This window comes from Nocardioides sp. BE266, assembly GCF_031457855.1.
Lineage (GTDB): Bacteria > Actinomycetota > Actinomycetes > Propionibacteriales > Nocardioidaceae > Nocardioides.
In genome coordinates this window covers 210,418-231,246 of sequence record NZ_JAURTI010000002.1, presented here as the reverse complement: position 1 = coordinate 231,246, position 20,829 = coordinate 210,418, and the positions used below count along the sequence as shown (strand labels likewise).

Sequence of the window (20,829 nt, the reverse complement as noted above, 5' to 3'; positions counted from 1 at the left end):
CCAGACCACCCGTTGGTGCGTTGTCCGGCCGTGATCAGCGAGCGAGCGTGGTCTACATGACCAAGCGCATCGCATTCCTGACCGCCAACGAGGGCATCGAGGAGGTCGAGCTCACCCAGCCGTGGCAGGCCGCCGCCGACGCGGGTCACACCGTGGAGCTGCTGTCGCTCGAGGACGGCGAGGTCCAGCTGTTCCAGCACCTCGACAAGTCCACGACCCAGCAGGTCGACCGCCTCGTCGCCAACGCCTCACCCGACGACTACGACGCCCTGGTCCTCCCCGGCGGCGTCGCCAACCCCGACGCCCTGCGCCTCGACGAGGCGGCCGTGGGCTTCGTCCGCGCCTTCGTCGACTCCGGCAAGCCGGTCGCCGCGATCTGCCACGCCCCGTGGACCCTGGTCGAGGCCGGGAGTGTCCGGGGTCGCCGGCTCACCAGCTGGCCGAGCCTCCAGACCGACATCCGCAACGGTGGTGGCGAGTGGGTCGACGAGGAGGTCGTCGTCGACGGCAACCTGATCACCAGCCGCAACCCCGACGACCTCCCTGCCTTCAACGCGGCCCTCCTGGACGCCGTCGGCACCGACTGACCGGCCCTACTTGCCCTTGAGTCCCCCAGAGACTCAAGGCCGAGTCCCGGTCGTGTCGCTCGGGCGGGCGGTGGTCCACCCACATTTCTGGCCCGCGGAATGTCGGTCGGCCACCGCCCATGCGCGCGTCGTACGACGCCGCGCCGGCGGGCGGTGGTCCACCCACATTTCTGGCCCGCGGAATGTCGGTGGACCACCGCCGTCCCTCGGCTGGCTGAAACCGGGTAGTCCAGTGGCGAGTGGCTGCAGGCAAGCCGCCGGACCAACCACTCGCCACTGGACTACCCCGACCACGGGCTGGAAGCAGGTGTGGCGTAGGTCACACTTCTGCGGCACACTCCCGGGTGGAAGCGCTCTCACTCGGAAGGAACTCCATGCCTCGTCCCCCGCGTCGTACGCCATGGCGTACTGCGATCTCCGCCCTCGCCCTGGTCGTCGTCGGCCTCGCGCCACTCCAGCTCGCCGGCACCGCCACCGCCGGCGCACCGGACGCCCGGCACGGGTCCAAGCCCAAGCCGCCGGCCACCGCGCCGAGCCTCGGCGACCGCGTGGTCGTCTTTGACCCCTCGATGCCCGTCGCCGACATCGAGGCGCGCGCGGAGTCGATCTGGACCCAGCAGGTCGACGCCGAGATGTCGTCGGAGCGCTGGAGCCTGCTCTTCAAGCCCGGCACCTACGGCACCGACGCCGACCCGCTGCAGATCAAGGTCGGCTACTACACCGAGGTCGCCGGTCTCGGCGCCTCCCCGTCCGACACCGTGATCAACGGCAAGGTCGAGGTCTACAACCGCTGCCTGACCGACGGCCCCACCCAGCCCTACTGCGTGGCGCTCAACAACTTCTGGCGCTCGATGTTCAACCTGACGATCAACGTCAACGGCACCGGCCAGGACGGCTGCCGCGGCTCCGCGAACTTCTGGGCGGCCTCGCAGGCGTCCGCGCTGCGCCGCGTCGACATCCGCAACGGCAACCTCTCGCTGATGGACTACTGCACCGCGGGTCCGCAGTACGCCAGTGGCGGCTTCCTCGCCGACTCGCGCGCCGGCACGATCATCAACGGCTCGCAGCAGCAGTGGCTGACCCGCAACAGCGACGTCGCCTCGTGGTCGAACGGCGTCTGGAACCAGGTCTTCGCCGGCACGATCGGCGCACCCTCCGAGGCCAACTTCCCGACCGAGACCTACACGACCCTCGACACCACCCCGGTCAGCCGCGAGAAGCCCTTCCTCTTCATCGACGGCTCGGGCGCGTGGAAGGTCCACGTGCCGGCGGCCCGAAACGGCTCGCGCGGCCCGGACTGGACCGTGGGCGCCGACACCGGTCGCGACCTGCCGCTGTCCACCTTCCACGTCGCCAGCCCCGACCAGCCGGCCCGCGTGCTCGCCACCGCGCTCGCCCGCGGCAAGCACCTCCTCCTCACCCCGGGTGTGTACGACGTCGACCGCAGCCTGGAGATCAGGCGCAGCGACACGGTGGTGCTGGGCATGGGCCAGGCAACGCTCACCGCGGTGGGCGGCTCGACCCCGATCGTCGTGGACGGCAAGGCGAGCGGCGTGATCATCGCCGGCGTCACGATCGACGCCGGCACCGGTCTCTCGCGCTCGCTGATGCACCTCGAGGGCCAGAGGGGCCACGGGCACCACTGGCGCGGCCGCTCCGACCGGCACGGCTCCTCGAGCACGCCGAGCACGACGCTCAACGACGTCTACTTCCGCGTCGGCGGGCCGCACGTCGGCCGCACCCAGACCGCGCTGGTCATCGACGCCGACGACGTGCTGATCGACCACATCTGGGTCTGGCGCGCCGATCACGGCGTCGAGGGCTTCACGGCCGGGGCCAGCGGTGACACCGACCGCTGGCGCACCAACACCGGCCGGGTCGGGCTGGTCGTGAACGGCGACCGGGTGCGGGCGACCGGCCTCTTCGTCGAGCACTTCCAGACCTACAACACCGTCTGGAACGGCGAGGACGGTCACGTCGTGCTCTACCAGAACGAGCTGCCCTACGACCCGCCCACGCAGGCCGACTGGACCCAGCCGGACGGCACGCTCGGCTGGCCCGGCTACAAGGTCGGCGACCGGGTGCGGAGCCACCAGCTCTTCGGAGGAGGGGTCTACGTCTTCAACCGCAACGACCCGTCCATCACCACCGAGAGCGGCTTCGAGGTCCCCGACCGGGCCGGCGTACGGCTCCACCACGTCATGACGGTCAACCTCGACGCCGGAAGCATCGAGCACGTCGTCAACGACACCGGCGCGCGAGTGGACAGCTCCGCGCCCGGCGTGCCGAGCTTCCTGGTCGACTACCCGGCCGGCTGAGGCTCGACCAGCCAGCGCCCCAGCAGCGTCCCGTCCTGCTCCAGCAGCAGGGCGGGACGCAGCCGGGCGTCGACCTCGGCACCGGTCGTGATGCGCGGCGCGTCACCGCCGGCCAGCATCGGCACGATGGTCAGGCACAGCTCGTCGACGACACCCGCGGCCAGCAGGTCGGCGAACAGCGAGGGCCCGCCCTCGCACAGCTGCTCGGTCCACCCGCGCTCGGCGAGCGCCTGCTTGAGGGCGGCCAAGTCGATCTCGTCGTCCCCGAGCACGAGCACGTGGTCGTCACCCAGCGACTCGCGCGCCGCCTCGAGCCCGTCGGCAGACCCGATCGTGGCCATCAGGACCCGTCCGCGCGGGGCGTCGCGCAGCGTCGGCGGCACGTCGGCCGATCGGCTCACCACGACCAGCGGCAGTCGCGGTACGTCGTACTCCTCCGCGCGGAGGGTGCCCGCCCCGACGACGAGGCAGTCGGCGCGCTCGCGCAGGGCGTCGAAGACCCGCTTGTCGGCCGCGTTGTTGATCGACCCGCTCAGGCCGTCGGAGCCGGTGGCGGCGCCGTCGACGGTGCTGACGAAGTTCACCCGCAGCCACGGCTGCCCGTGGGGTGCGTAGATCCGGGCCAGGTCGTCGTCGGTGAGGTCGGCCAGGCGCTGCAGCTCGAGGTCCCTGTGGGTCACGCCCCTACTGTTGCACCGTGATCACCCTCGCCGACCTGGCCGCCCTCCAGAACGCCCATGGCGATGCGTGGGCCAACCCGATCGTGCCCGTGGTGCTCGACGGCCCCAAGGGCCAGGTGCGGATCGGCGACGGCCCGGTCACGCTGATGGGCTGCGTGAACCTCTCGCGCGACTCGACCTACCGCGAAAGCGTGGCCATCAGCCCCGACGACGCCGTCCGGATGGGCCGGATCCAGGCCGCGCAAGGGGCGGCGGTCATCGACCTGGGCGCTGAGTCCAGCAACGCGCGCGCCGCCCGCGTCACCGCTGACGACCAGATCGCCACCCTCGTGCCGGCCGTGAAGGGCCTCGCCGAGGAGGCGATCGTCTCCGTCGAGACCTACGAGCCGAGCGTCGTGCACGCCTGTCTCGAGGCCGGCGCCCGCATCCTCAACATGACGGGCCGTGAGCACGAGGACGAGATGCTCGCGCTCGCCGCCGAGTACGACGCCGCTGTCGTGATGTGCTTCGGCGAGACCGCCAACGTCCGCGAGATCGCCGACGTGCCGCCCGACGCCGACCCGGTCCCGGTGCTGCTCGACCACTTCGCGCCCCGCATCGCCCACGCCCGCGAGCTCGGCGTGCAGCAGGTGGTGATCGACCCCGGGATGGGCTTCTACTACGGCAACCTCGTCGACCCGCCCACCCGCGCACGCCACCAGACCCGGGTGCTGGCCCAGGTCTTCCGGCTCCGCGAGCTCGGCGTGCCGGTCTGCAACGCGGTGCCGCACTCCTACGACCTCTTCAGCGACGAGTTCCGCAAGGCCGAGGGCTTCTACGGCGTCTTCGCCGCCCTCGGCGGCACCCACCTGATCCGCACTCACGAGGTCGCCCACCTCCGCGCGGTCCTCCACGCGCTCGAGCTGCTCGCGGTCCGCTGACCACACCCTGCAGGCAGTTCGTTTGCTCCGAGCATGTGCGCACGCTCAGGCGACCAGTGCGTGGCGGCCAACTGCCTGCTTCATGCGCCAGCGGACGACGTCCTCGATGGCCGCTGCGACCTGGTGAGGCGAGAACATGACGTCCGCCCACGTGAACCTCAGGACGACCAGTCCGAGTCGGGCCGCCTTCGTGTAGCGGTCCACGTCGCGTTGCAGCCCCGCCTTGGTCCAGTGGTGCTCGAGGGACTCGGCCTCGATGACGATGCCGAGGGTGCGATCGAGGAGGTCGACCCGTCCCACTCCGGGCACCTCCCCCTGCGGGATCGCCGTCAGACCGAGCACTGTCATCGCGATCGCATGGAGGCAGGACTCGAACGGATTGGCCCGCAGGTGCGTGGCCGTCTGCGCCACACGAACTGCCTTGGCGCGGCCGGTCCGGGGGCTTCGGGCGGCGGCGACGAGGAGGTCGTCGCGGTCGACGATGCCTTCACGCAGTGCGGAGTCGGCCACGGACAGGGCCACGTCGAACTCGTACGCCCGTGCACAGTCGATCACCGTGCGCGTGCGCGAGGTGACGTTGCGGCGGCGCTCACGGTCGGACAGGTCGGCCCAGTGCAGCTCGTAGGCGCCCGCGGGTTTGCGCGCGCTCCGTGGGAGCGTGATGCACGGCCTGACCGGGTCGTGCTTCAGCTTCCAGCCGAACTCCTGCGCGGCGCTGAGGTGCGAGGCCGTGCCTCCCGTGCGGGCCACGGCTCGCATCGTGGCTTCCGCGTCCGCCAGGCAGTACCTGTTGTGGCGGGGCTTGCGGATCCGGCCCTCCGCCATCGCAGCCGCAATCTGTGCCCGAGTCGTCAGCACGACGAGCTCACCGAACGGCGCCACGCCGCCCAGCTCACGAAGCGCGTCGACTGGGTCCACGACGTCAGGCTGGCACCACCCGGTCCCGGTTCGCTCGCTCCCTCCACAGGCACCCTGCAGGCAGTTGGAGCCTTGCGCGACCCCGCGCACGCTGGGCCGAACCGCTCGGCCGACCAACTGCCTGCATGGTGTCGGGCCTCAGCCGAGGAAGTCGCGCACCCCGGCGACCAGGCCGCGGGCGTAGCGCGCGCGGCCCTTCGGGGAGGTCATCACCCGCGCCTCGGCGGCGCTGCGCATGTTGCCCAGCTCGACCATCGCGGTGGGTACGTCGGACAGGTTGAGCGTTCCGAGGTCGGAGCGGACGTCGAGCCCGTCACCACCGGCGATGTAGTTCGCCACCACGAAGTCCGCGCCCTGGAGGCCGGACCTCACGGCCCTGGCGAGCCGCATCGAGGGGGCGGCGATGTCGTCGGTCCACGGAGCCCGGTCGGGCGGCACGATGACGTGGAAGCCGCGGGCGCCGGCGGCGTACGACCCGTCGGCGTGGATGGAGAGCTTCAGGTCGGCGTCGATGGCGTTGCCGGCCCGGCCGCGCGCGTCGACGCACGGCCCCCAGCGGTCCTGGCGGTTGCTGTGGCGGGTGAGCCGGACGGTGGCGCCGAGGTCGCGCAGCCGCTTCGCCACCAGCCGGGAGACCTGCCAGGCGAAGGTCGCCTCGGGATAGCCGCCGTTGGTCGCGGTGCCGGTGGTGTTGCAGGGCTTGGTGAAGCCGCCGGCCGGCACCGGGCGGTTGATCTGCGCGGGGTAGTTGTGGTTGCCGAGCTGGTGGCCGGGGTCGATCACGATCGTGCGGCCGGAGAGGGGCTCCTTGGTCTCGACACGGGCTCGTCCCTCGCCCTGCTCAACCAGCGGATCCGCCGGTTGAGCAGCGAGCGCAGCGAGCGTGTCGAAACCAAGGCCCACCACAAGTGCGAGGAGCAGGACGACCGCGCGCCGGAGCATCAGCCCGCGTATCCGTGCGGGTTCTGCGACTGCCAGCGCCAGGTGTCGGCGCACATGTCGTCGACCGACTTCTGGGTGCTCCAGCCGAGCTCGGCGTTGGCCTTCGAGGGGTCGGCGTAGGACACCGCGACGTCGCCGGGGCGCCGGGCGACGACCTCGTAGGGGATCTCGCGGCCGACGGCCCGCTCGAAGGCCTTGAGCAGCTGGAGCACGCTGGTGCCCTGGCCGGAGCCGAGGTTCCACACGTTCACGCTCTTGTCGGTGGTGGCGAGCGCCTCGAGGGCGGCGACGTGGCCGGCGGCGAGGTCCTCGACGTGGATGTAGTCGCGCACGCCGGTGCCGTCGACGGTGTCGTAGTCGTCGCCGAACACCATGAGCTTGTCGCGCTTGCCGACGGCGACCTGGGCGATGAAGGGCATCAGGTTGTTGGGCGTGCCGGACGGGTCCTCGCCGATCGTGCCCGACGCGTGTGCGCCGACGGGGTTGAAATAGCGCAGCAGCGCGAAGCGCATGTCGGGAGCGGCGACGGCGACGTCGTTGAGGATCTGCTCCTGCATCACCTTGGTCCAGCCGTAGGGGTTCGTCGCGAACGTGCGGCGGTCCTCGGTCGCGCCGGCCTGGTCGGTGCCGTAGACCGTGGCGCTGGAGGAGAAGACCAGCTTGTCGACGCCGTTCTTCTGCATCGCGCGGACCAGCGAGAAGGTGGAGCCGAGGTTGTTCTCGTAGTAGTCCAGCGGCTTCTCCACGCTCTCGCCGACGGCCTTGAAGCCGGCGAAGTGGATGACCGCGTCGAAGTCCTCGGCGGCGAAGAGGTGCTCGGTCTTGTCGTAGTCGCACAGGTCGAACGAGTGCGTCGGCAGCGCCGTACCGGTCAGCGACTCCATCCGTCCCAGCACGGTCGGGTGGGCGTTGCTGAAGTCGTCGACGATGACCACGTCGTGGCCGGCCGCGACGAGCTGGATGACGGTGTGCGAGCCGATGTAGCCGGCGCCGCCGCTGACGAGGATCTTCATGCGCCTCACCCTAACGATGGCCTCCCCTGACAGAATGCGCGCATGCCTACCGCACTCATCACGGGAATCACCGGCCAGGACGGCCTCTACCTCGCCGAGCTGCTGCTCGAGAAGGGGTACGACGTCCACGGGCTGATCCGCGGCCAGAACAACCCGCGCCGCGAGCTCGTCCACAAGGTCGTCCCGGACGTCACGCTGCACAACGGTGACCTCACCGACCTGTCCAGCCTGATGCGGGCGATGCGCGACACCGATCCCGACGAGGTCTACAACCTCGGCGCGATCTCCTTCGTGGCCTACTCGTGGGAGAACGCCTTCGTCACCAGCGACGTGACCGGCATGGGCGTGCTCAACATGCTCGAGGCCGTACGCCTCCACGCCGGCGACGACCCGTCGCGCATCCGCTTCTACCAGGCGTCGAGCTCGGAGATGTTCGGCAAGGTGCAGGAGGTGCCCCAGTCGGAGAGCACCCTGCTCTGGCCGCGCTCGCCCTATGGCGTGAGCAAGGTCTACGGCCACTACATGACGATCAACTACCGCGAGTCCTACGGCATGCACGCCTCGTCGGGCATCCTGTTCAACCACGAGTCGCCGCGCCGCGGGCCGGAGTTCGTGACCCGCAAGATCAGCCAGGCCGTGGCCCGCATCCACCTCGGCCAGCAGGACTCGATGGCCCTCGGCAACCTCGACGCCCGTCGCGACTGGGGCTTCGCCGGCGACTACGTCGAGGCGATGTGGCGGATGCTCCAGCAGGACGAGGCCGACGACTACGTCATCGCCACCGGCGAGACCTGGTCGATCCGCGACTTCCTCGACCTCGCCTTCACGCACGTCGGCATCGAGGACTGGTCCAAGCACGTCACCCAGGACCCGCGCTTCATGCGCCCCGCCGAGGTCGAGCTGCTCATCGGCGACGCCTCGAAGGCCAAGGACAAGCTCGGCTGGACGCCGACGGTCTCCTTCGCCGAGCTCGTCGCGATGATGGTCGACAGCGACATCGCGGCGGTCAAGGCCGGCTGGTGACCGCTCGCGCCTTCATCACGGGCATCGGCGGTCAGGACGGCACCTACCTCGCAGAGCGTCTCGTCGGCGAGGGCGTGGAGGTCCATGCCCTCGTCTACTCCTCCGATGGTCACCCCCAGCACTGCCCCGACGAGGCGGTGCTGCACACCGGCGACCTCGGCGACCTCGAGGCGACCCGCCGGCTGGTGCACGAGATCTCCCCGCAGGAGGTCTACAACCTCGCGGCCGTCAGCTCGGTCGCCCAGTCGTGGGACGAGCCCGACCGCACGGCCCACGTGAACGGTCAGGCGGCGGTCGCACTGATGGAGTCGGCGCGCCAGGTGGGCGGCGTACGCGTCGTGCAGGCGTCGAGCGCGGAGATCTTCGGCGAGCCGGGCGAGTCACCGCAGACCGAGGACACCGCCATCCGCCCGGTCAACCCCTACGGCGCGGCCAAGGCCTTCGCGCACCTCTCGGCGCACGTGTTGCGCCAGCGCGACCTGCACGTCTCGAGCGTGATCCTCTACAACCATGAGTCGCCGCGGCGGGCCGAGCGGTTCGTGACGCGCAAGATCACCTCCACCGCCGCTGCGATCGCGCGCGGTGACGCCGACGAGCTGGTGCTCGGCAACCTCGACGCGCGCCGCGACTGGGGCTGGGCGCCGGACTACGTCGACGCGATGGTCCGCGCCGCGCGTGCCGACGAGCCGTCCGACTACGTCGTCGCGACCGGTCGCGCACACTCGGTGCGCGACTTCGTGGCCGCTGCATTCGCGGCCGCCGGCATCACCGACTGGGAGCCGCTGGTCCGCAGCGACCCGGCGTTCTTCCGCCCCGCCGACCCGACCGAGCTGGTCGGCGACGCCAGCAAGGCCCGCGACGTGCTGGGCTGGGAGCCCACCGTGGCGTTCGAGGAGATCGTGGCCCGGATGGTGGCCGCCGACCTCCTCACCTAGGTGGTCGAGTAGCCCGCGAGCGCCAGCGAGCGGGCATATCGAGACCCACCTGTCATCCGGGGAGGTCTCGATACACCTCGCTCGTTCCTCGCTCGGCACTCGACCACCTGATTGAGGCGGTCGCGCAGCAACCGCTCAGCCGTGCGTGAGCAGGCTGAGGAGGTACTCCCCGTAGCCGCTCTTGCGCAGCGGCTCGGCGCGGGCGGCGAGCTCGTCGTCGGTGAGGAAGCCCATCCGCCAGGCGACCTCCTCGGGCGCGCCGACCTTGAAGCCCTGCCGGCCCTCGATGGTGCGCACGAAGTTCGAGGCGTCGTTGAGGGAGTCGAAGGTGCCGGTGTCGAGCCAGGCCGTGCCGCGCGGGAGGACCTCGACGTGGAGGCGGCCCTCCTCGAGGTAGCGCCGGTTGAGGTCGGTGATCTCGAGCTCGCCCCGCGCCGACGGCTCCAGCTCGGCGGCGTACTGCACCACGTCGTTGTCGTAGAAGTAGAGCCCGGGCACCGCGAAGTCGCTCTTCGGGTTCTCCGGCTTCTCCTCCAGCGAGAGGGCGCGACCGGCGTCGTCGAACTCCACGACGCCGTACGCACGGGGGTCGGCGACGTGGTAGCCGAAGACGGCGGCACCGTCGAGGTCCTTGAACCGCAGCAGCTGCTGGCCGAGGCCGGAGCCGTAGAAGATGTTGTCGCCGAGCACGAGGGCGGCCCGGTCCTCGCCGATGTGGTCGGCGCCGATGATGAACGCCTGCGCGAGGCCGTCGGGGCTCGGCTGCACCGCGAAGGTGAGGTTGATGCCGAACTGCGAGCCGTCACCGAGCAGCCGGTGGAAGCCGTCGGCCTCGTGGGGCGTGGTGATGATGAGGACGTCCCGGATCCCCGCGAGCATCAGCGTGGAGAGCGGGTAGTAGATCATCGGCTTGTCGTAGACCGGGACCAGCTGCTTGCTGATGCCCTGGGTGATCGGGTGCAGGCGAGAGCCGGTGCCGCCGGCCAGGATGATTCCGCGCATGGGCCCACCCTAGGGGTCCGACGATTTATCGGTGTTCGGGTGCGTTTGAGACCATCAAGCACATGCCTTCTCGCCGCCGCTCGTCGTCCCATCGCACCGTGCGACCCTGGATGATCGCCTGCGGCCTGTTCCTCCTGCTCGTCGTCCTCGGTCTGCTGGCCCTCCCGTTCCGCAAGGCCCCCGCCGCGGCGGAGAACGCCAAGGCCGAGCTCGAGGCGGCCAGGACTGCCCTCACTGCGAAGGACTTCGACCTGGCGGAGGAGCACGTCGCGAACGCGCGGCGCCACGCCGACGAGGTGCAGGGCGCCGTGCAGGGCATCGGTGGCGACGTCTGGAGCCTGATCCCCTTCGTGGGGCGGCCCGTGGCCGACGTACGCCACATGGGCAACGCGCTCGACGAGCTCACGTCGGTCGCCGAGATCGGCGTCGAGACGTGGCCCCTGGTCGACGGCAAGAAGGCGACCTTGTTCCGCGACGGGTCGGTCGACGTCCCCACGCTGACCACGGTGGTGCGCGGCGTGTCCGACGCCAGCGCCAGCCTCGACACGGCCCAGCTCGAGCTCACCGAGGTTCATGACTCCGCGATCGGGGTCGGCACCCGCGTGGCCGACGCGCGCGACGACGCGGCCGAGATCGTCGACCCGCTGGCCTCCAACGCGCGACGCTTCAAGCCGCTCGCCGACGCGCTCCCCGACCTGTTCGCCGCCGACGGCAAGAAGTCCTACCTGCTCTCCCTGCTCAACCCCTCGGAGCAGCGCTTCTCCGGCGGCGCGCCCCTGACCCTGGCGGTCATCGACGTCGTCGACGGACGGGTCACCGTCGGCGAGGCGCAGGACGCCACCGACCCCGACCTCTACCGCGTCGGCCGGTGGGACAAGGTGGAGGGCAACCCCTTCCACAACGGCAAGCTGCGACTCTCGACGTCCACCTACGCCCCTGACTGGTCCGTCTCCGGCGAGGAGCTCTTGCGCGGGTGGGAGCGCAAGCGCGGCCAGGACCTCGACGGTCTGATCGCTGTCGACGTCCCCGCCCTGGGAAGCCTGCTCGACATCACCGGGCCGGTCGAGGTGCCCTACTACGGCACCCTCGACGGTGCCGGCTTCACCGAGAAGCTGATCGGCGACTACGACTCCTTCTCCTCCAACGAGGAGCGCAAGGAGCTCAACCGGGCGATGATCCCGATCTTCACCGACCGCGTCCTCGGGTCGGGCAACGGCCTGGAGAAGGTGCAGTCCCTGCGCGACTCCGCCCGCGCCCGCCACTTCGCCATCTACATGCGTGACCCCGACGTGCAGGCTCCACTGGCCGACATCGGGCTGTCCGGCGACCTCTCCGACACCGAGCACGACTACGTCGCGGTCTTCAACCAGAACACCAACGTCAGCAAGTCCGACTACTGGCAGAAGCGCTCCGTGACGAGCGACGTACGGCTGCGCAAGGACGGCTCGGCCCGGGTCAGCATGAAGATCACCGTGCACAACGACTCGCCGCCCTACCTCCAGCCGTTCGGCGACCCGCGCGGTGGCACGTACTTCACCCGCTGGAACGGCATGACCGTCGGGGTCTTCCTGCCCGATGGCGCGAAGATCCGCAGCGCGAGCGCTGCCGGCAAGGGTCTCGGCATCGACACGTTCGACTACTACGGCCGCCCCTACAAGCTGCTGCGCCTGGTGCTGCCGCCCGGCGAGACGCGCGAGGGCCTCCTCGAGTACGACGTCCCTGCCGCCGCGGTCGCCTCCGACGACGGCACGCTGGTCTACCACCTCGACGCCACCCCGCAGGGCATGGTCGTCCCGCAGTCGCTCCAGGTCACCGTGCACTGGCCGAGGGGGTACGACGTCGCCGACCTGCCCGACGGCTGGACCCGGTCGGGCCGCGGCGTGGCGTCGTACGACAACCCGGGACTGGTCACCCAGCCGAGCTTCAGCATCACCGGCTCGGCGGGCTGAGCCACCGGCCCCTAGACTCCGGGCCATGGAACGCCTTCTTGTGACCGGGGGCGCGGGGTTCATCGGGTCGAACTTCGTGCACCACCTCATGGAGCACACCGACCTCGAGGTCACCGTGCTCGACAAGCTCACCTACGCCGCGAGCAAGGAGGCGTTGGCCGGGCTCCCCGAGGACCGGGTGCAGCTCGTCGTCGGCGACATCGCCGACGAGGACACCGTCGACCCGCTGGTCGCGGCGCACGACGCGGTCGTCCACTACGCAGCGGAGTCGCACAACGACAACTCGCTCAACGACCCGAGCCCGTTCATCAAGACCAACATCCTGGGGACCTACACGATCCTCGAGGCCGTGCGGAAGCACGACAAGCGCCTCCACCACGTCTCGACCGACGAGGTCTATGGCGACCTCGAGCTCGACGACCCCAAGCGCTTCACCGAGGACACCCCCTACAACCCGTCCTCCCCCTACTCCGCGTCCAAGGCCGGCTCCGACCACCTCGTCCGCGCGTGGGTCCGCAGCTTCGGCGTCCGTGCGACGGTGTCGAACTGCTCGAACAACTACGGCCCCTGGCAGCACATCGAGAAGTTCATCCCCCGCCAGATCACCAACGTCATCGACGGCATCCGCCCCAAGCTCTACGGCTCCGGCGAGAACGTCCGCGACTGGATCCACGCCGACGACCACTCCTCCGCCGTGCTCACGATCCTGGAGAAGGGCCGCATCGGCGAGACCTACCTGATCGGCGCCGACGGCGAGAAGAACAACCTCGAGGTCGTCCGGCTGATCCTCAAGCTGATGGGCCAGCCCGAGGACGCCTTCGACCACGTCACCGACCGCGCCGGCCACGACCTGCGCTACGCCATCGAGTCGGGCAAGCTGCGCCACGAGCTCGGCTGGCAGCCGCAATTCCAGGACTTCGAGTCCGGCCTGGCCAACACCATCGCGTGGTACCAGCAGCACGAGGACTGGTGGCGCCCCCACAAGGACGCGACCGAGGCGAAGTACGCGCAGAAGGGCCAGTGATGGCCGATCTGACCGTCGAGACGACCCCGATCCCGGGCCTGCTCGTCGTACGGATGCCCCTGCACGGCGACGCGCGCGGCTGGTTCAAGGAGAACTGGCAGCGGGAGAAGATGGTCGCCCTCGGGCTGCCCGACTTCGGCCCGGTGCAGAACAACATCTCCTTCAACGCCTCCCGCGGTGCCACGCGTGGCATCCACACCGAGCCGTGGGACAAGTACATCTCGCTGGCCACCGGGCGGATCTTCGGCGCGTGGGTCGACATGCGGGAGGGCGAGAGCTTCGGCACGACGTTCTCGATCGAGGTCGACCCGTCGATCGCGGTCTTCGTGCCGCGCGGCGTGGGCAACTCCTACCAGGCCCTCGAGGACGGCACCGCCTACACCTACCTCGTCAACGACCACTGGCGCCCGGGCGTGAGCTACCCCGCCCTCCACCTCGCCGACGAGTCCGCAGCCATCGCGTGGCCGATCCCGCTCGACGAGGCGGAGATCTCCGAGAAGGACCACAACAACCCGCGCCTGGGCGACGTCGTGCCGATGAAGCCGAAGAAGACGCTCATCGTCGGAGCCCTCGGCCAGCTCGGTCGTGCCCTGCACACCGCCCACCCCGACGCCGACCGCGTCGACCTCTTCGACGGCGAGGGGGTCACCGCCCTCGACCTCACCGACGCGGCTGCCGTCGCCGCCTGGCCCTGGCACGAGTACGCCGTCGTGCTCAACGCCGCGGCCTACACCGCCGTCGACGCCGCCGAGACCACCGAGGGCCGCGTCGCTGCGTGGGCCGCCAACGGCACGGGTCCGGCCACCCTCGCCCGCCTGGCCCGCGAACACGGCTTCACGCTCGTCCACGTCTCCTCCGAGTACGTCTTCGACGGCACCGCCCCGCTCGACCCCGGCCACACCGAGGACGAGCCGCTCTCGCCGCTCGGCGTCTACGCCCAGTCCAAGGCCGCGGGCGACCTCGCCGTCGGCCTGGCCCCGCGCCACTACCTCCTGCGCACCTCCTGGGTGATCGGCGAGGGCAAGAACTTCGTGCGCACCATGCAGTCGCTCGCCGAGAAGGGCGTCTCCCCCAGCGTCGTCGACGACCAGGTCGGACGGCTCACCTTCACCGGCGAGCTGGTCCGCGCGATCGGCCACCTGCTCGACTCGGGCGCCGCCTACGGCACCTACAACGTCTCCAACGGCGGCCCGGCGATGTCCTGGCGGGAGATCGCCCAGGCCGTCTTCGAGCGCTCCGGGCGCAGCGGCGACGACGTATCCGGCACCAGCACGTCGGCGTACGCCGAGGGGGTGCTCGCGCAGGGCAACCCCTTCGCCCCGCGCCCCCTCAACTCGGCGATGTCGCTGGAGAAGATCCGCGCCACCGGCTTCGAGCCCGAGGACGCGATCGCCGCCCTCGACCGCTACCTCTCCTGACCCTGTCCGCTGGTTGAGCAGGGCGCCCCGCGCCACCGCCGGTTGAGCAGGGCGCCCCGCGCCCGTGTCGAAACCAAGGACCTTGGTTTCGACACGCTCGCTTCGCTCGCTGCTCAACCAGCGGCGGTGTCGCTCAACGCGGTGACGTGACCTCGGCGAGCGCAGGGCGGACGTCGGCGATGTAGACGAGCGCGGCGATGGTGAAGACGAGGTGGATGATCCCGAGCGGCGAGGAGCTGATGAGGATCAGCTGGGCGGCGAACCCGAGGCCGGTGATCGCGCACCATGCCTGCTTGGTGAGCTTGCCGGCGGCGTTGTAGGCCTCGACGGAGTAGGTGAGGGCGTTGACGAACGCGAAGCCCTTGACCGCGAGCAGCACCACCAGCACGACGAGCCAGGTCGTGCTCTGGAAGGCGTAGATGTCCACGGCACCAGAGTAGGTGACAGCGAGAAGGGCCCCCGTCAGGTCGACGGGGGCCCTTCGTGCTCAGAACAGCATCAGCTGCTCGTCGTCTCTTCAGTCGCCGACCTTCTCGGCGGCGTCGGTGACGGCCTGGACCGCGTTGGACGCGGTCTTCTTGGCGGCGGTGGCGGTGGCCTTGGCGCTGCTCTGGGCGATGGCCGTCTTCTTGGCCGGGGCCTTGCGGGCGGGCGCCTTCTTGGCGGCGGCCTTCTTCGCCGGGGCCTTCTTGGCGGTCTTCTTGGCGGTCTCGACCTTCTTGGTGGCCGTGGTCTCGGCCTCGACGGCCTTCTTGGCCTGGGTCGCGGTGGTCTTCGCCTTGGTGACAGTGGTCTTGGCAGAGGTCACGGTGGCCTTGGTGGACTCCTGGCGGCGGATGCGGCCGACGAGCGACTCGCCGCGCTTGACCAGGTCGGCGTAGGTCGCGTTGGCGGCGGCGACGTTCTCGTCGACCAGCGTGGAGACCTTGGCGGGGTAGGCCTTGGCCTCGGCCTGGAGCTCGGCTACGCGGGCCTCGATGGCCGTACGGCGGGCCTGGGCGTCCTTGGCGAGGGCGTCGACGCGGGCCGAGACGACGGTGACGGCCTGGTCGCGCAGCGCCTTCGGGTCGGCAGCGGTCTTGGTGGCGCTCTTCTGGACGTCCGCGACGCGGGCGGTCGCAGTCTTCTGGACGTCGGCCACGCGGGCGGTGACATCCTTCTGCACGGCCGCGACGCGCTTCTGCACGTCGGCGACGGCGTCGCGGACGACCTCGACGGCGAGGTCGGTGACACCGACGTAGGCCAGCACGGGCTTCAGGGCTTCGGTCTTGATGTCGAACTTGGCGGTGGCCATGTCCTTCTCCTTCTGTGGGTGGGCTACTGAGGTGGTACGGGGTGGTTGTTGAGTGCCAGGAACGAGGCGTAGACGTCGAGGAGCGACTGCTTCTGCCGCTCGGTCAGGCCGGTGTCGGCGAGGACGGCGAGCTCGACGGAGCCGGCCTGCTCCGTGTCGGGGTGGACGATCCCGGCACGGACGTAGAGCTGCTCGGCCGAGACCCGCAGGGCCCGGGCGAGCTGCTGGAGCACCTCGGCCGACGGCTTGCGCAGGCCTCGCTCGATCTGGCTCAGGTAGGGGTTGCTGACGCCGACCTGGTCGGCGAGCTGACGCAGCGAGAGCCGCGCCGCGAGGCGCTGCTCCTTGAGGTAGTCCCCCAGGGAGTTCAGCGAGCTGACGACGGACTTGCTGCCCTTGTCACTCTTGTCCTTGGCCATGTCTCCAGTCTGCTAACACAGTTAGCAGATTGCAAACTCTTCGCCGGTGACCGCACTCACACGCCAATGCACAAGCGCACATTCGCGCTAACAGGCATGGAATTGATCGCACGGCCTACCATCGTGCGATGGCCAGACGACGACTCCACCCCTACGCGCGAGCACTGGTGGCCGTGCTCCTCGCGGCCTGGCTCGCGGTCCTCGCAGTGGCACTCCTGGCGCCCTCCCCGGCAGGCCCGACGTGGCTGGTGGAGACCGTGGCTCGCATCGGAGCCGAGGAGGGCCTGCCGTCCTCGCTCGTCGCAACCTCCCGGGTCGAGTTCGTGCTCAACGTGGTGGCGTTCGCGCCGGTCCCGTTCCTGGGCGCCATGCTCTGGGACCGCCTCACCTGGCGCGACTGGACGGCCGGCGGGTTCGTGGCGTCCTTCGCCGTCGAGGTCGTCCAGGCCGTCGCCCTGTCCGAGCGCTCGGCCACCATGTCGGACGTGGTGGCCAACACCCTCGGTGCCCTGGTCGGCGCCGTCGCAGGGGCCGCGCTCGTCGGGATCCTCGGCACCGCGGAGCGACGACAGATCCGTTAGAACGCGGCGCGGATCTCCCCGACCGGCTTGCCGCCGCCGAGCAGGTCGAGCCGGCCCGTCGCGGTGACGGCCTCGGCGTCGACGCCGCCCTCGTCCAGCACGCCGGAGCGGCGCAGCGCCTCGGCCATCAGCACCGGGCGCACACGCGGGGCGCCGTCGTCGGTCTTGAGCGTCCAGGCACGGCCGTCGGGCAGCGCCACGGCGTAGCACGACTCGGCACCGGCCTTGCCGATCAGGCCGGGGACCGCGCGGTGCAGGCGCAGCTCGTCACGGGTGGAGCCACTGACGTACTCCGGGTGCTGGCGGATCGCCGCGGCCACCCGCTGCTCGGGGCCCTCCGTGGCCGTCGCGAGCGCGGCGAACGCCCGCCCCAGCCCGACCAGCGAGGTGGAGAGCAGCGGAGCGCCGCAGCCGTCGATCGCGACGGTGGTGACCGGCTCACCGGTCAGGCGGGCGAAGGTCTCGGCGATCGCCACCTGCAGCGGGTGGTCGGGTGCGAGGTAGGTCGCGGTGTCCCAGCCGCGGAGGACGCACGTGGCGAGCATCGCCGCGTGCTTGCCCGAGCAGTTCATCAGGATCGACGACCTCGTGCCGCCGGCGCGGATCACGGCCTCGCGGGCATCGTCGTCGAGCGGGTAGTCGGGCGGGGTCTGGAGCGCGGACTCGTCGAGCCCGGCGGTCGCCAGGATGCGGCGTACGCCGTCGACGTGGAACTGCTCGCCGGAGTGGGAGGCGCAGGCGAGGGCCACCAGCTCAGCCGGCAGGTCGAGGCCCAGCTCGAGCATGGCCAGCGCCTGGATCGGCTTGTTGCTCGAGCGCGGCAGCACCGGCACGTCGACCGCGCCCACCGACCAGTCCACCGAGCCGTCGGCGGCGAGCGCGACGACCGAGCCGTAGTGGTGACCCTCCACGAAACCGGAGCGGACGATCTCGGCCACCACGGGCAGAGCGACGGGCAGACCAGCGACAGACATGGGCGCAGGCTACCGACCACAGGTCTGAGAAGATGCGCGGGTGATCCAGCACTGCCCCACGCCGACCGAGCTCGACGACCTGGAGCTCCTGGTCTCCGGTGCCTACGCCCCCGTCACCCGCTTCAACGAGCCCGGCTCGCCGGTCACGCTGGCGCTCCCGGACGGCGCCACCGAGGCCGAGCTGGTCGACCCCGAGGGCCTGCCCCTCGCACGCGTTGCGGCTGACGGCGCGCTCGAGCCCCTGACGCACGCGCAGTACGGCCCCTTCCGCCGGCTGCACCTCACGCCGGCCCAGGCGCGCGAGCAGCACGCCGGCGCGACCTTCGTGCCCGTCGTCGACGCCCTCACCGAGGCCGACCTCGACGACCTCCGCGGCCTCGGCCGCGTCGCACTGGTCGCGCTGATGGGCACCGGCACCCCGTCGCTCTCCCCCGTGGCGCTGGTGCGGGCGACGCTCGCGGCCGCCGACCTGCTCGACGACGCTTCCGTCATCGCCGTACCCCTGCCCTCGCACGGCGACGCGGAGGCCGACCACGAGCTCGGCGCCCAGGTGGTCGCGACCTACGCCGGCCCCGACCCGGTGCACGCCCTCGCGGACCGCGACTCCGCCTACCCCGACACGATCGGTGCCATCGTCGAGGAAGACCAGCCCGAGCCCGAGGAGCAGGGGCTCGTGCTGTTCTTCACCGGCCTCTCCGGCAGCGGCAAGTCGACCCTGGCCCGCGCACTGATGGACCTCCTCCTCGAGCAGGGCGGTCGATCGGTCACCAGCCTCGACGGCGACGTCGTACGCCGCCACCTGTCGGCGGGCCTCACCTTCTCCAAGGCCGACCGGGAGACCAACATCCGCCGCATCGGTTGGGTCGCTGCCGAGATCGCCCGCCACGGCGGGGTCGCGGTGTGCTCGCCGATCGCCCCCTTCGCCGAGACCCGCGACCAGGTGCAGCAGATGGTCGAGGACGCCGGCGGCGCCTTCTTCCTGGTCCACGTCGCCACGCCGCTGGAGGAGTGCGAGCGCCGTGACCGCAAGGGGCTCTACGCGAAGGCGCGGGCGGGCGAGATCCCCGAGTTCACCGGCATCTCCTCGCCCTACGAGGAGCCCACCGACCCTGCCGTCCGCGTCGACACCACCGGTCGCACGATCGAGGACGCGCTCGACGACGTCCTCGTGGCCCTCGACGAGGCCGGCTACCTCCACCTCACCGGCTCCCCCGAGGGGTCGGCATGAGCGAGCCGCTGAAGGTCCTGTTCGTCTGCACCGCCAACATCTGCCGCTCACCGTTCCTCGAGCTGACGGCGAGGCAGCTGGCGGGCGACGCTCCGCTGGAGTTCTCCAGCGCCGGCACGCAGGGGTGGGTCGACGAGCCGATGAACCCCGAGATGGCCGTGCTGCTGCCCGCCGGTGCGGCGGACGCCTTCCGCAGCCGCCGCCTCGACGCCGCGATCCTCCGCGACGCGGACCTCGTGCTGACCGCCGAGGCGTCCCACCGCTCGTACGTCCTCGACGAGCACCCCGAGCACTTCCGGAAGGTCTTCACCGTCGGGCAGCTCGCGGCCTTCGCCACCGAGCACCCCGACCTCGACGGTCGCGACCTCCTCGCGGCCGCCGGCAAGCGGCGTTCGGCGCCGCGTCCCGAGCACGACATCGCCGACCCCTACCGGCGCGGGACTGCGGCCGCCGAGGCGGCGGCGGGCACAATCTCGAGCATGTTGGGTGTGTTGGTGCCGAGACTGGGAGGATCCCGCGCATGAGTGACCTCCTCACCCTCACCGCGCTCTCGATCCTCGCGGCCGGCTTCTTCGTCGGCATCGTGGTCGGGCTGACCGGCATGGGCGGCGGCGCCCTGATGACGCCCGCCCTCATCTTCCTCGGCGTGGGCGAGGCGGCCACGGTCGTCACCGCCGACCTGACCGCCGCCGCGATCTACAAGACCGGCGGCGCGATCGTGCACAAGCGCGAGGGCTCGCCCAACATGCAGCTGGCCAAGTGGCTGATGATCGGGTCGATCCCGATGGCGCTGCTCGGGCCCCACCTCGTCTCGTGGGTCGTCCCACCGGAGGAGATCGACGACACGCTCAAGCTGTGCATCGGCTTCGCGCTGCTGCTCGCGGCAGCGACGTACGCCCTGCGGCTCTACCTCAACCTGCTGCGGGTCCGCGGCGGCGACCACCCCGACGACAACCCGGCGATCCGCCCCGTCCCGACTTTGCTCGTCGGCGCCCTCGGCGGCCTCCTCGTCGGAATCACCAGCGTCGGTTCCGGCTCGGTGATCATGATCGCGCTGCTGATGCTCTACCCCGGTCTCTCCGCGGTGCGCCTGGTCGGCACCGACCTCGTCCAGGCCGTGCCGCTCGTGCTGGCGGCCGCGATCTCCAACATCGCCCTCCACGGCCTCGACTGGAACCTGCTGATCCCGCTCGTGCTCGGGTCTGTCCCCGGCACCCTGATCGGCTCCGCGATCGCCCCGCGCGTGCCGCAGTCGTTCATCCGGCGCGGCATCGTCGTGGTGCTGACGATGAGCGGCGTCGCGCTGCTCGACAAGGCCGGCTGGGCTCCCCTGGGCGCCGGCGAGGACGAGACCCACCCGATGCTCATCGCCGGGGTCGGCCTCGTCGTGCTCCTCGTGCTGCCGGTCGTGTGGGGCTTCATCCGCAAGTCGCAGGGGCTCCCGATGTTCGGCCAGCCGACCATCGCCCAGCTCGAGGACCCCAGCTACCGCCCCGGGCTCGTGGGCATGAAGAAGGTCGACGAGTCCTAGGGCCGCTTCCTGGTCTGCCCCGGCCGTGGGTCGGCGTGTCGGAGACGGCGTACGGCGTGTCGCGGGCGCCGAC

Annotated in this window: 21 protein-coding genes; 12 read left to right on the top strand and 9 right to left on the bottom strand. The window is 70.8% G+C overall.

What is annotated here, in order from left to right; genetic code table 11:
• The first annotated feature begins 56 nt into the window (after positions 1–56).
• Together J2X46_RS05455 and J2X46_RS05450 are read left to right on the top strand one after the other, a co-directional pair.
• Positions 57–587: a type 1 glutamine amidotransferase domain-containing protein gene (locus J2X46_RS05455; RefSeq protein ID WP_310247847.1), complete on the top strand. Its 531-nt coding sequence runs from the start codon at positions 57–59 to the stop codon at positions 585–587.
• Positions 588–961: 374 nt separating this feature from the next.
• Positions 962–2,905 carry a hypothetical protein gene (locus J2X46_RS05450; protein ID WP_310247845.1) on the top strand — a complete coding sequence of 648 codons (1,944 nt, stop codon included), beginning with the start codon at positions 962–964 and terminating at the stop codon, positions 2,903–2,905.
• Here the strand turns inward: J2X46_RS05450 and J2X46_RS05445 are convergent.
• Positions 2,890–3,585, bottom strand: coding sequence for a dihydrofolate reductase family protein (locus tag J2X46_RS05445; RefSeq protein ID WP_310247843.1), 696 nt, complete (start codon positions 3,583–3,585; stop codon positions 2,890–2,892). The genes J2X46_RS05450 and J2X46_RS05445 overlap by 16 nt on opposite strands.
• Positions 3,586–3,602: 17 nt before the next feature.
• Here J2X46_RS05445 and J2X46_RS05440 point away from each other — a divergent pair, with 17 nt between their 5' ends.
• Positions 3,603–4,505 (top strand): dihydropteroate synthase, encoded by a 903-nt coding sequence (locus J2X46_RS05440; protein ID WP_310247842.1) that lies wholly within the window; start codon positions 3,603–3,605, stop codon positions 4,503–4,505.
• Between the two features lie 45 nt (positions 4,506–4,550).
• Here J2X46_RS05440 and J2X46_RS05435 read toward each other — a convergent pair whose 3' ends face one another.
• From J2X46_RS05435 to galE, 3 genes are all read right to left on the bottom strand, one after another.
• Positions 4,551–5,423, bottom strand: coding sequence for a hypothetical protein (locus tag J2X46_RS05435; RefSeq protein ID WP_310247839.1), 873 nt, complete (start codon positions 5,421–5,423; stop codon positions 4,551–4,553).
• A gap of 138 nt (positions 5,424–5,561) precedes the next feature.
• Complete coding sequence (locus J2X46_RS05430; RefSeq protein WP_310247837.1) at positions 5,562–6,365, bottom strand: N-acetylmuramoyl-L-alanine amidase; 804 nt, start codon at positions 6,363–6,365, stop codon at positions 5,562–5,564.
• Positions 6,365–7,378: a UDP-glucose 4-epimerase GalE gene (galE, locus tag J2X46_RS05425; protein ID WP_310247834.1), complete on the bottom strand. Its 1,014-nt coding sequence runs from the start codon at positions 7,376–7,378 to the stop codon at positions 6,365–6,367. The genes J2X46_RS05430 and galE overlap by 1 nt, the downstream gene beginning before the upstream one ends.
• A 42-nt stretch (positions 7,379–7,420) precedes the next feature.
• On the opposite strand from galE, the gene gmd reads away from it, so the two are divergent.
• Together gmd and J2X46_RS05415 are read left to right on the top strand one after the other, a co-directional pair.
• Positions 7,421–8,401, top strand: a complete 981-nt coding sequence (gene gmd, locus J2X46_RS05420) for a GDP-mannose 4,6-dehydratase (RefSeq protein WP_310247832.1) — start codon at positions 7,421–7,423, stop codon at positions 8,399–8,401.
• The gene (locus J2X46_RS05415) at positions 8,398–9,336 is read left to right on the top strand and encodes a GDP-mannose 4,6-dehydratase (RefSeq protein ID WP_310247830.1); all 939 of its coding nucleotides are present in this window, start codon (positions 8,398–8,400) and stop codon (positions 9,334–9,336) included. Before gmd ends, J2X46_RS05415 begins: the two co-directional genes overlap by 4 nt.
• Positions 9,337–9,471: 135 nt before the next feature.
• Here J2X46_RS05415 and rfbA read toward each other — a convergent pair whose 3' ends face one another.
• The gene (gene rfbA / locus J2X46_RS05410) at positions 9,472–10,338 is read right to left on the bottom strand and encodes a glucose-1-phosphate thymidylyltransferase RfbA (RefSeq protein ID WP_310247826.1); all 867 of its coding nucleotides are present in this window, start codon (positions 10,336–10,338) and stop codon (positions 9,472–9,474) included.
• Positions 10,339–10,436: 98 nt separating this feature from the next.
• On the opposite strand from rfbA, the gene J2X46_RS05405 reads away from it, so the two are divergent.
• Genes J2X46_RS05405 through J2X46_RS05395 form a run of 3 tightly spaced genes read left to right on the top strand, consistent with a single transcriptional unit; the run spans position 10,437 to position 14,729 of the window.
• The gene (locus J2X46_RS05405) at positions 10,437–12,287 is read left to right on the top strand and encodes a DUF4012 domain-containing protein (protein WP_310247825.1); all 1,851 of its coding nucleotides are present in this window, start codon (positions 10,437–10,439) and stop codon (positions 12,285–12,287) included.
• Positions 12,288–12,312: 25 nt separating this feature from the next.
• A complete protein-coding gene (rfbB, locus tag J2X46_RS05400; RefSeq protein WP_310247823.1) occupies positions 12,313–13,311 on the top strand; it encodes a dTDP-glucose 4,6-dehydratase in 999 nt (332 codons plus the stop codon).
• Entirely contained in the window at positions 13,311–14,729 is a 1,419-nt protein-coding gene (locus J2X46_RS05395; RefSeq protein WP_310247820.1) for a bifunctional dTDP-4-dehydrorhamnose 3,5-epimerase family protein/NAD(P)-dependent oxidoreductase, read from the top strand. The genes rfbB and J2X46_RS05395 overlap by 1 nt, the downstream gene beginning before the upstream one ends.
• Before the next feature lie 133 nt (positions 14,730–14,862).
• On the opposite strand, the gene J2X46_RS05390 is transcribed toward J2X46_RS05395, so the two are convergent.
• The 3 genes from J2X46_RS05390 to J2X46_RS05380 form a co-directional block, all read right to left on the bottom strand.
• Positions 14,863–15,156, bottom strand: coding sequence for a DUF2516 family protein (locus J2X46_RS05390; protein WP_310247818.1), 294 nt, complete (start codon positions 15,154–15,156; stop codon positions 14,863–14,865).
• Between the two features lie 90 nt (positions 15,157–15,246).
• Entirely contained in the window at positions 15,247–16,023 is a 777-nt protein-coding gene (locus J2X46_RS05385; RefSeq protein WP_310247816.1) for a hypothetical protein, read from the bottom strand.
• Between the two features lie 23 nt (positions 16,024–16,046).
• Positions 16,047–16,442, bottom strand: coding sequence for a helix-turn-helix transcriptional regulator (locus tag J2X46_RS05380; protein WP_310247815.1), 396 nt, complete (start codon positions 16,440–16,442; stop codon positions 16,047–16,049).
• Positions 16,443–16,570: 128 nt separating this feature from the next.
• Between J2X46_RS05380 and J2X46_RS05375 the strand changes: the two genes are divergently transcribed.
• Positions 16,571–17,023: a VanZ family protein gene (locus J2X46_RS05375; RefSeq protein ID WP_310247814.1), complete on the top strand. Its 453-nt coding sequence runs from the start codon at positions 16,571–16,573 to the stop codon at positions 17,021–17,023.
• Here J2X46_RS05375 and J2X46_RS05370 read toward each other — a convergent pair.
• Positions 17,020–17,997 carry an asparaginase gene (locus tag J2X46_RS05370; protein WP_310247812.1) on the bottom strand — a complete coding sequence of 326 codons (978 nt, stop codon included), beginning with the start codon at positions 17,995–17,997 and terminating at the stop codon, positions 17,020–17,022. The genes J2X46_RS05375 and J2X46_RS05370 overlap by 4 nt on opposite strands.
• A gap of 40 nt (positions 17,998–18,037) precedes the next feature.
• Between J2X46_RS05370 and cysC the strand changes: the two genes are divergently transcribed.
• The 3 genes from cysC to J2X46_RS05355 are packed head-to-tail and all read left to right on the top strand — an operon-like array spanning position 18,038 to position 20,756.
• Positions 18,038–19,225 (top strand): adenylyl-sulfate kinase, encoded by a 1,188-nt coding sequence (gene cysC / locus J2X46_RS05365; RefSeq protein WP_310247810.1) that lies wholly within the window; start codon positions 18,038–18,040, stop codon positions 19,223–19,225.
• Positions 19,222–19,749: a hypothetical protein gene (locus J2X46_RS05360; protein ID WP_310247807.1), complete on the top strand. Its 528-nt coding sequence runs from the start codon at positions 19,222–19,224 to the stop codon at positions 19,747–19,749. Before cysC ends, J2X46_RS05360 begins: the two co-directional genes overlap by 4 nt.
• The gene (locus J2X46_RS05355) at positions 19,746–20,756 is read left to right on the top strand and encodes a sulfite exporter TauE/SafE family protein (protein WP_310247805.1); all 1,011 of its coding nucleotides are present in this window, start codon (positions 19,746–19,748) and stop codon (positions 20,754–20,756) included. The genes J2X46_RS05360 and J2X46_RS05355 overlap by 4 nt, the downstream gene beginning before the upstream one ends.
• Positions 20,757–20,829: the final 73 nt, after the last annotated feature.

Bases quoted from the DNA above. Each gene is read 5' to 3' on its own strand.
- J2X46_RS05455 (WP_310247847.1), top strand. From the start codon at position 57: ATGACCAAGCGCATCGCATTCCTGACCGCCAACGAGGGCATCGAGGAG.
- J2X46_RS05450 (WP_310247845.1), top strand. From the start codon at position 962: ATGCCTCGTCCCCCGCGTCGTACGCCATGGCGTACTGCGATCTCCGCC.
- J2X46_RS05430 (WP_310247837.1), bottom strand. From the start codon at position 6,365: ATGCTCCGGCGCGCGGTCGTCCTGCTCCTCGCACTTGTGGTGGGCCTT.
- galE (WP_310247834.1), bottom strand. From the start codon at position 7,378: ATGAAGATCCTCGTCAGCGGCGGCGCCGGCTACATCGGCTCGCACACC.
- gmd (WP_310247832.1), top strand. From the start codon at position 7,421: ATGCCTACCGCACTCATCACGGGAATCACCGGCCAGGACGGCCTCTAC.
- rfbA (WP_310247826.1), bottom strand. From the start codon at position 10,338: ATGCGCGGAATCATCCTGGCCGGCGGCACCGGCTCTCGCCTGCACCCG.
- rfbB (WP_310247823.1), top strand. From the start codon at position 12,313: ATGGAACGCCTTCTTGTGACCGGGGGCGCGGGGTTCATCGGGTCGAAC.
- J2X46_RS05395 (WP_310247820.1), top strand. From the start codon at position 13,311: ATGGCCGATCTGACCGTCGAGACGACCCCGATCCCGGGCCTGCTCGTC.
- J2X46_RS05385 (WP_310247816.1), bottom strand. From the start codon at position 16,023: ATGGCCACCGCCAAGTTCGACATCAAGACCGAAGCCCTGAAGCCCGTG.
- J2X46_RS05380 (WP_310247815.1), bottom strand. From the start codon at position 16,442: ATGGCCAAGGACAAGAGTGACAAGGGCAGCAAGTCCGTCGTCAGCTCG.
- J2X46_RS05375 (WP_310247814.1), top strand. From the start codon at position 16,571: ATGGCCAGACGACGACTCCACCCCTACGCGCGAGCACTGGTGGCCGTG.
- J2X46_RS05370 (WP_310247812.1), bottom strand. From the start codon at position 17,997: ATGTCTGTCGCTGGTCTGCCCGTCGCTCTGCCCGTGGTGGCCGAGATC.
- J2X46_RS05360 (WP_310247807.1), top strand. From the start codon at position 19,222: ATGAGCGAGCCGCTGAAGGTCCTGTTCGTCTGCACCGCCAACATCTGC.
- J2X46_RS05355 (WP_310247805.1), top strand. From the start codon at position 19,746: ATGAGTGACCTCCTCACCCTCACCGCGCTCTCGATCCTCGCGGCCGGC.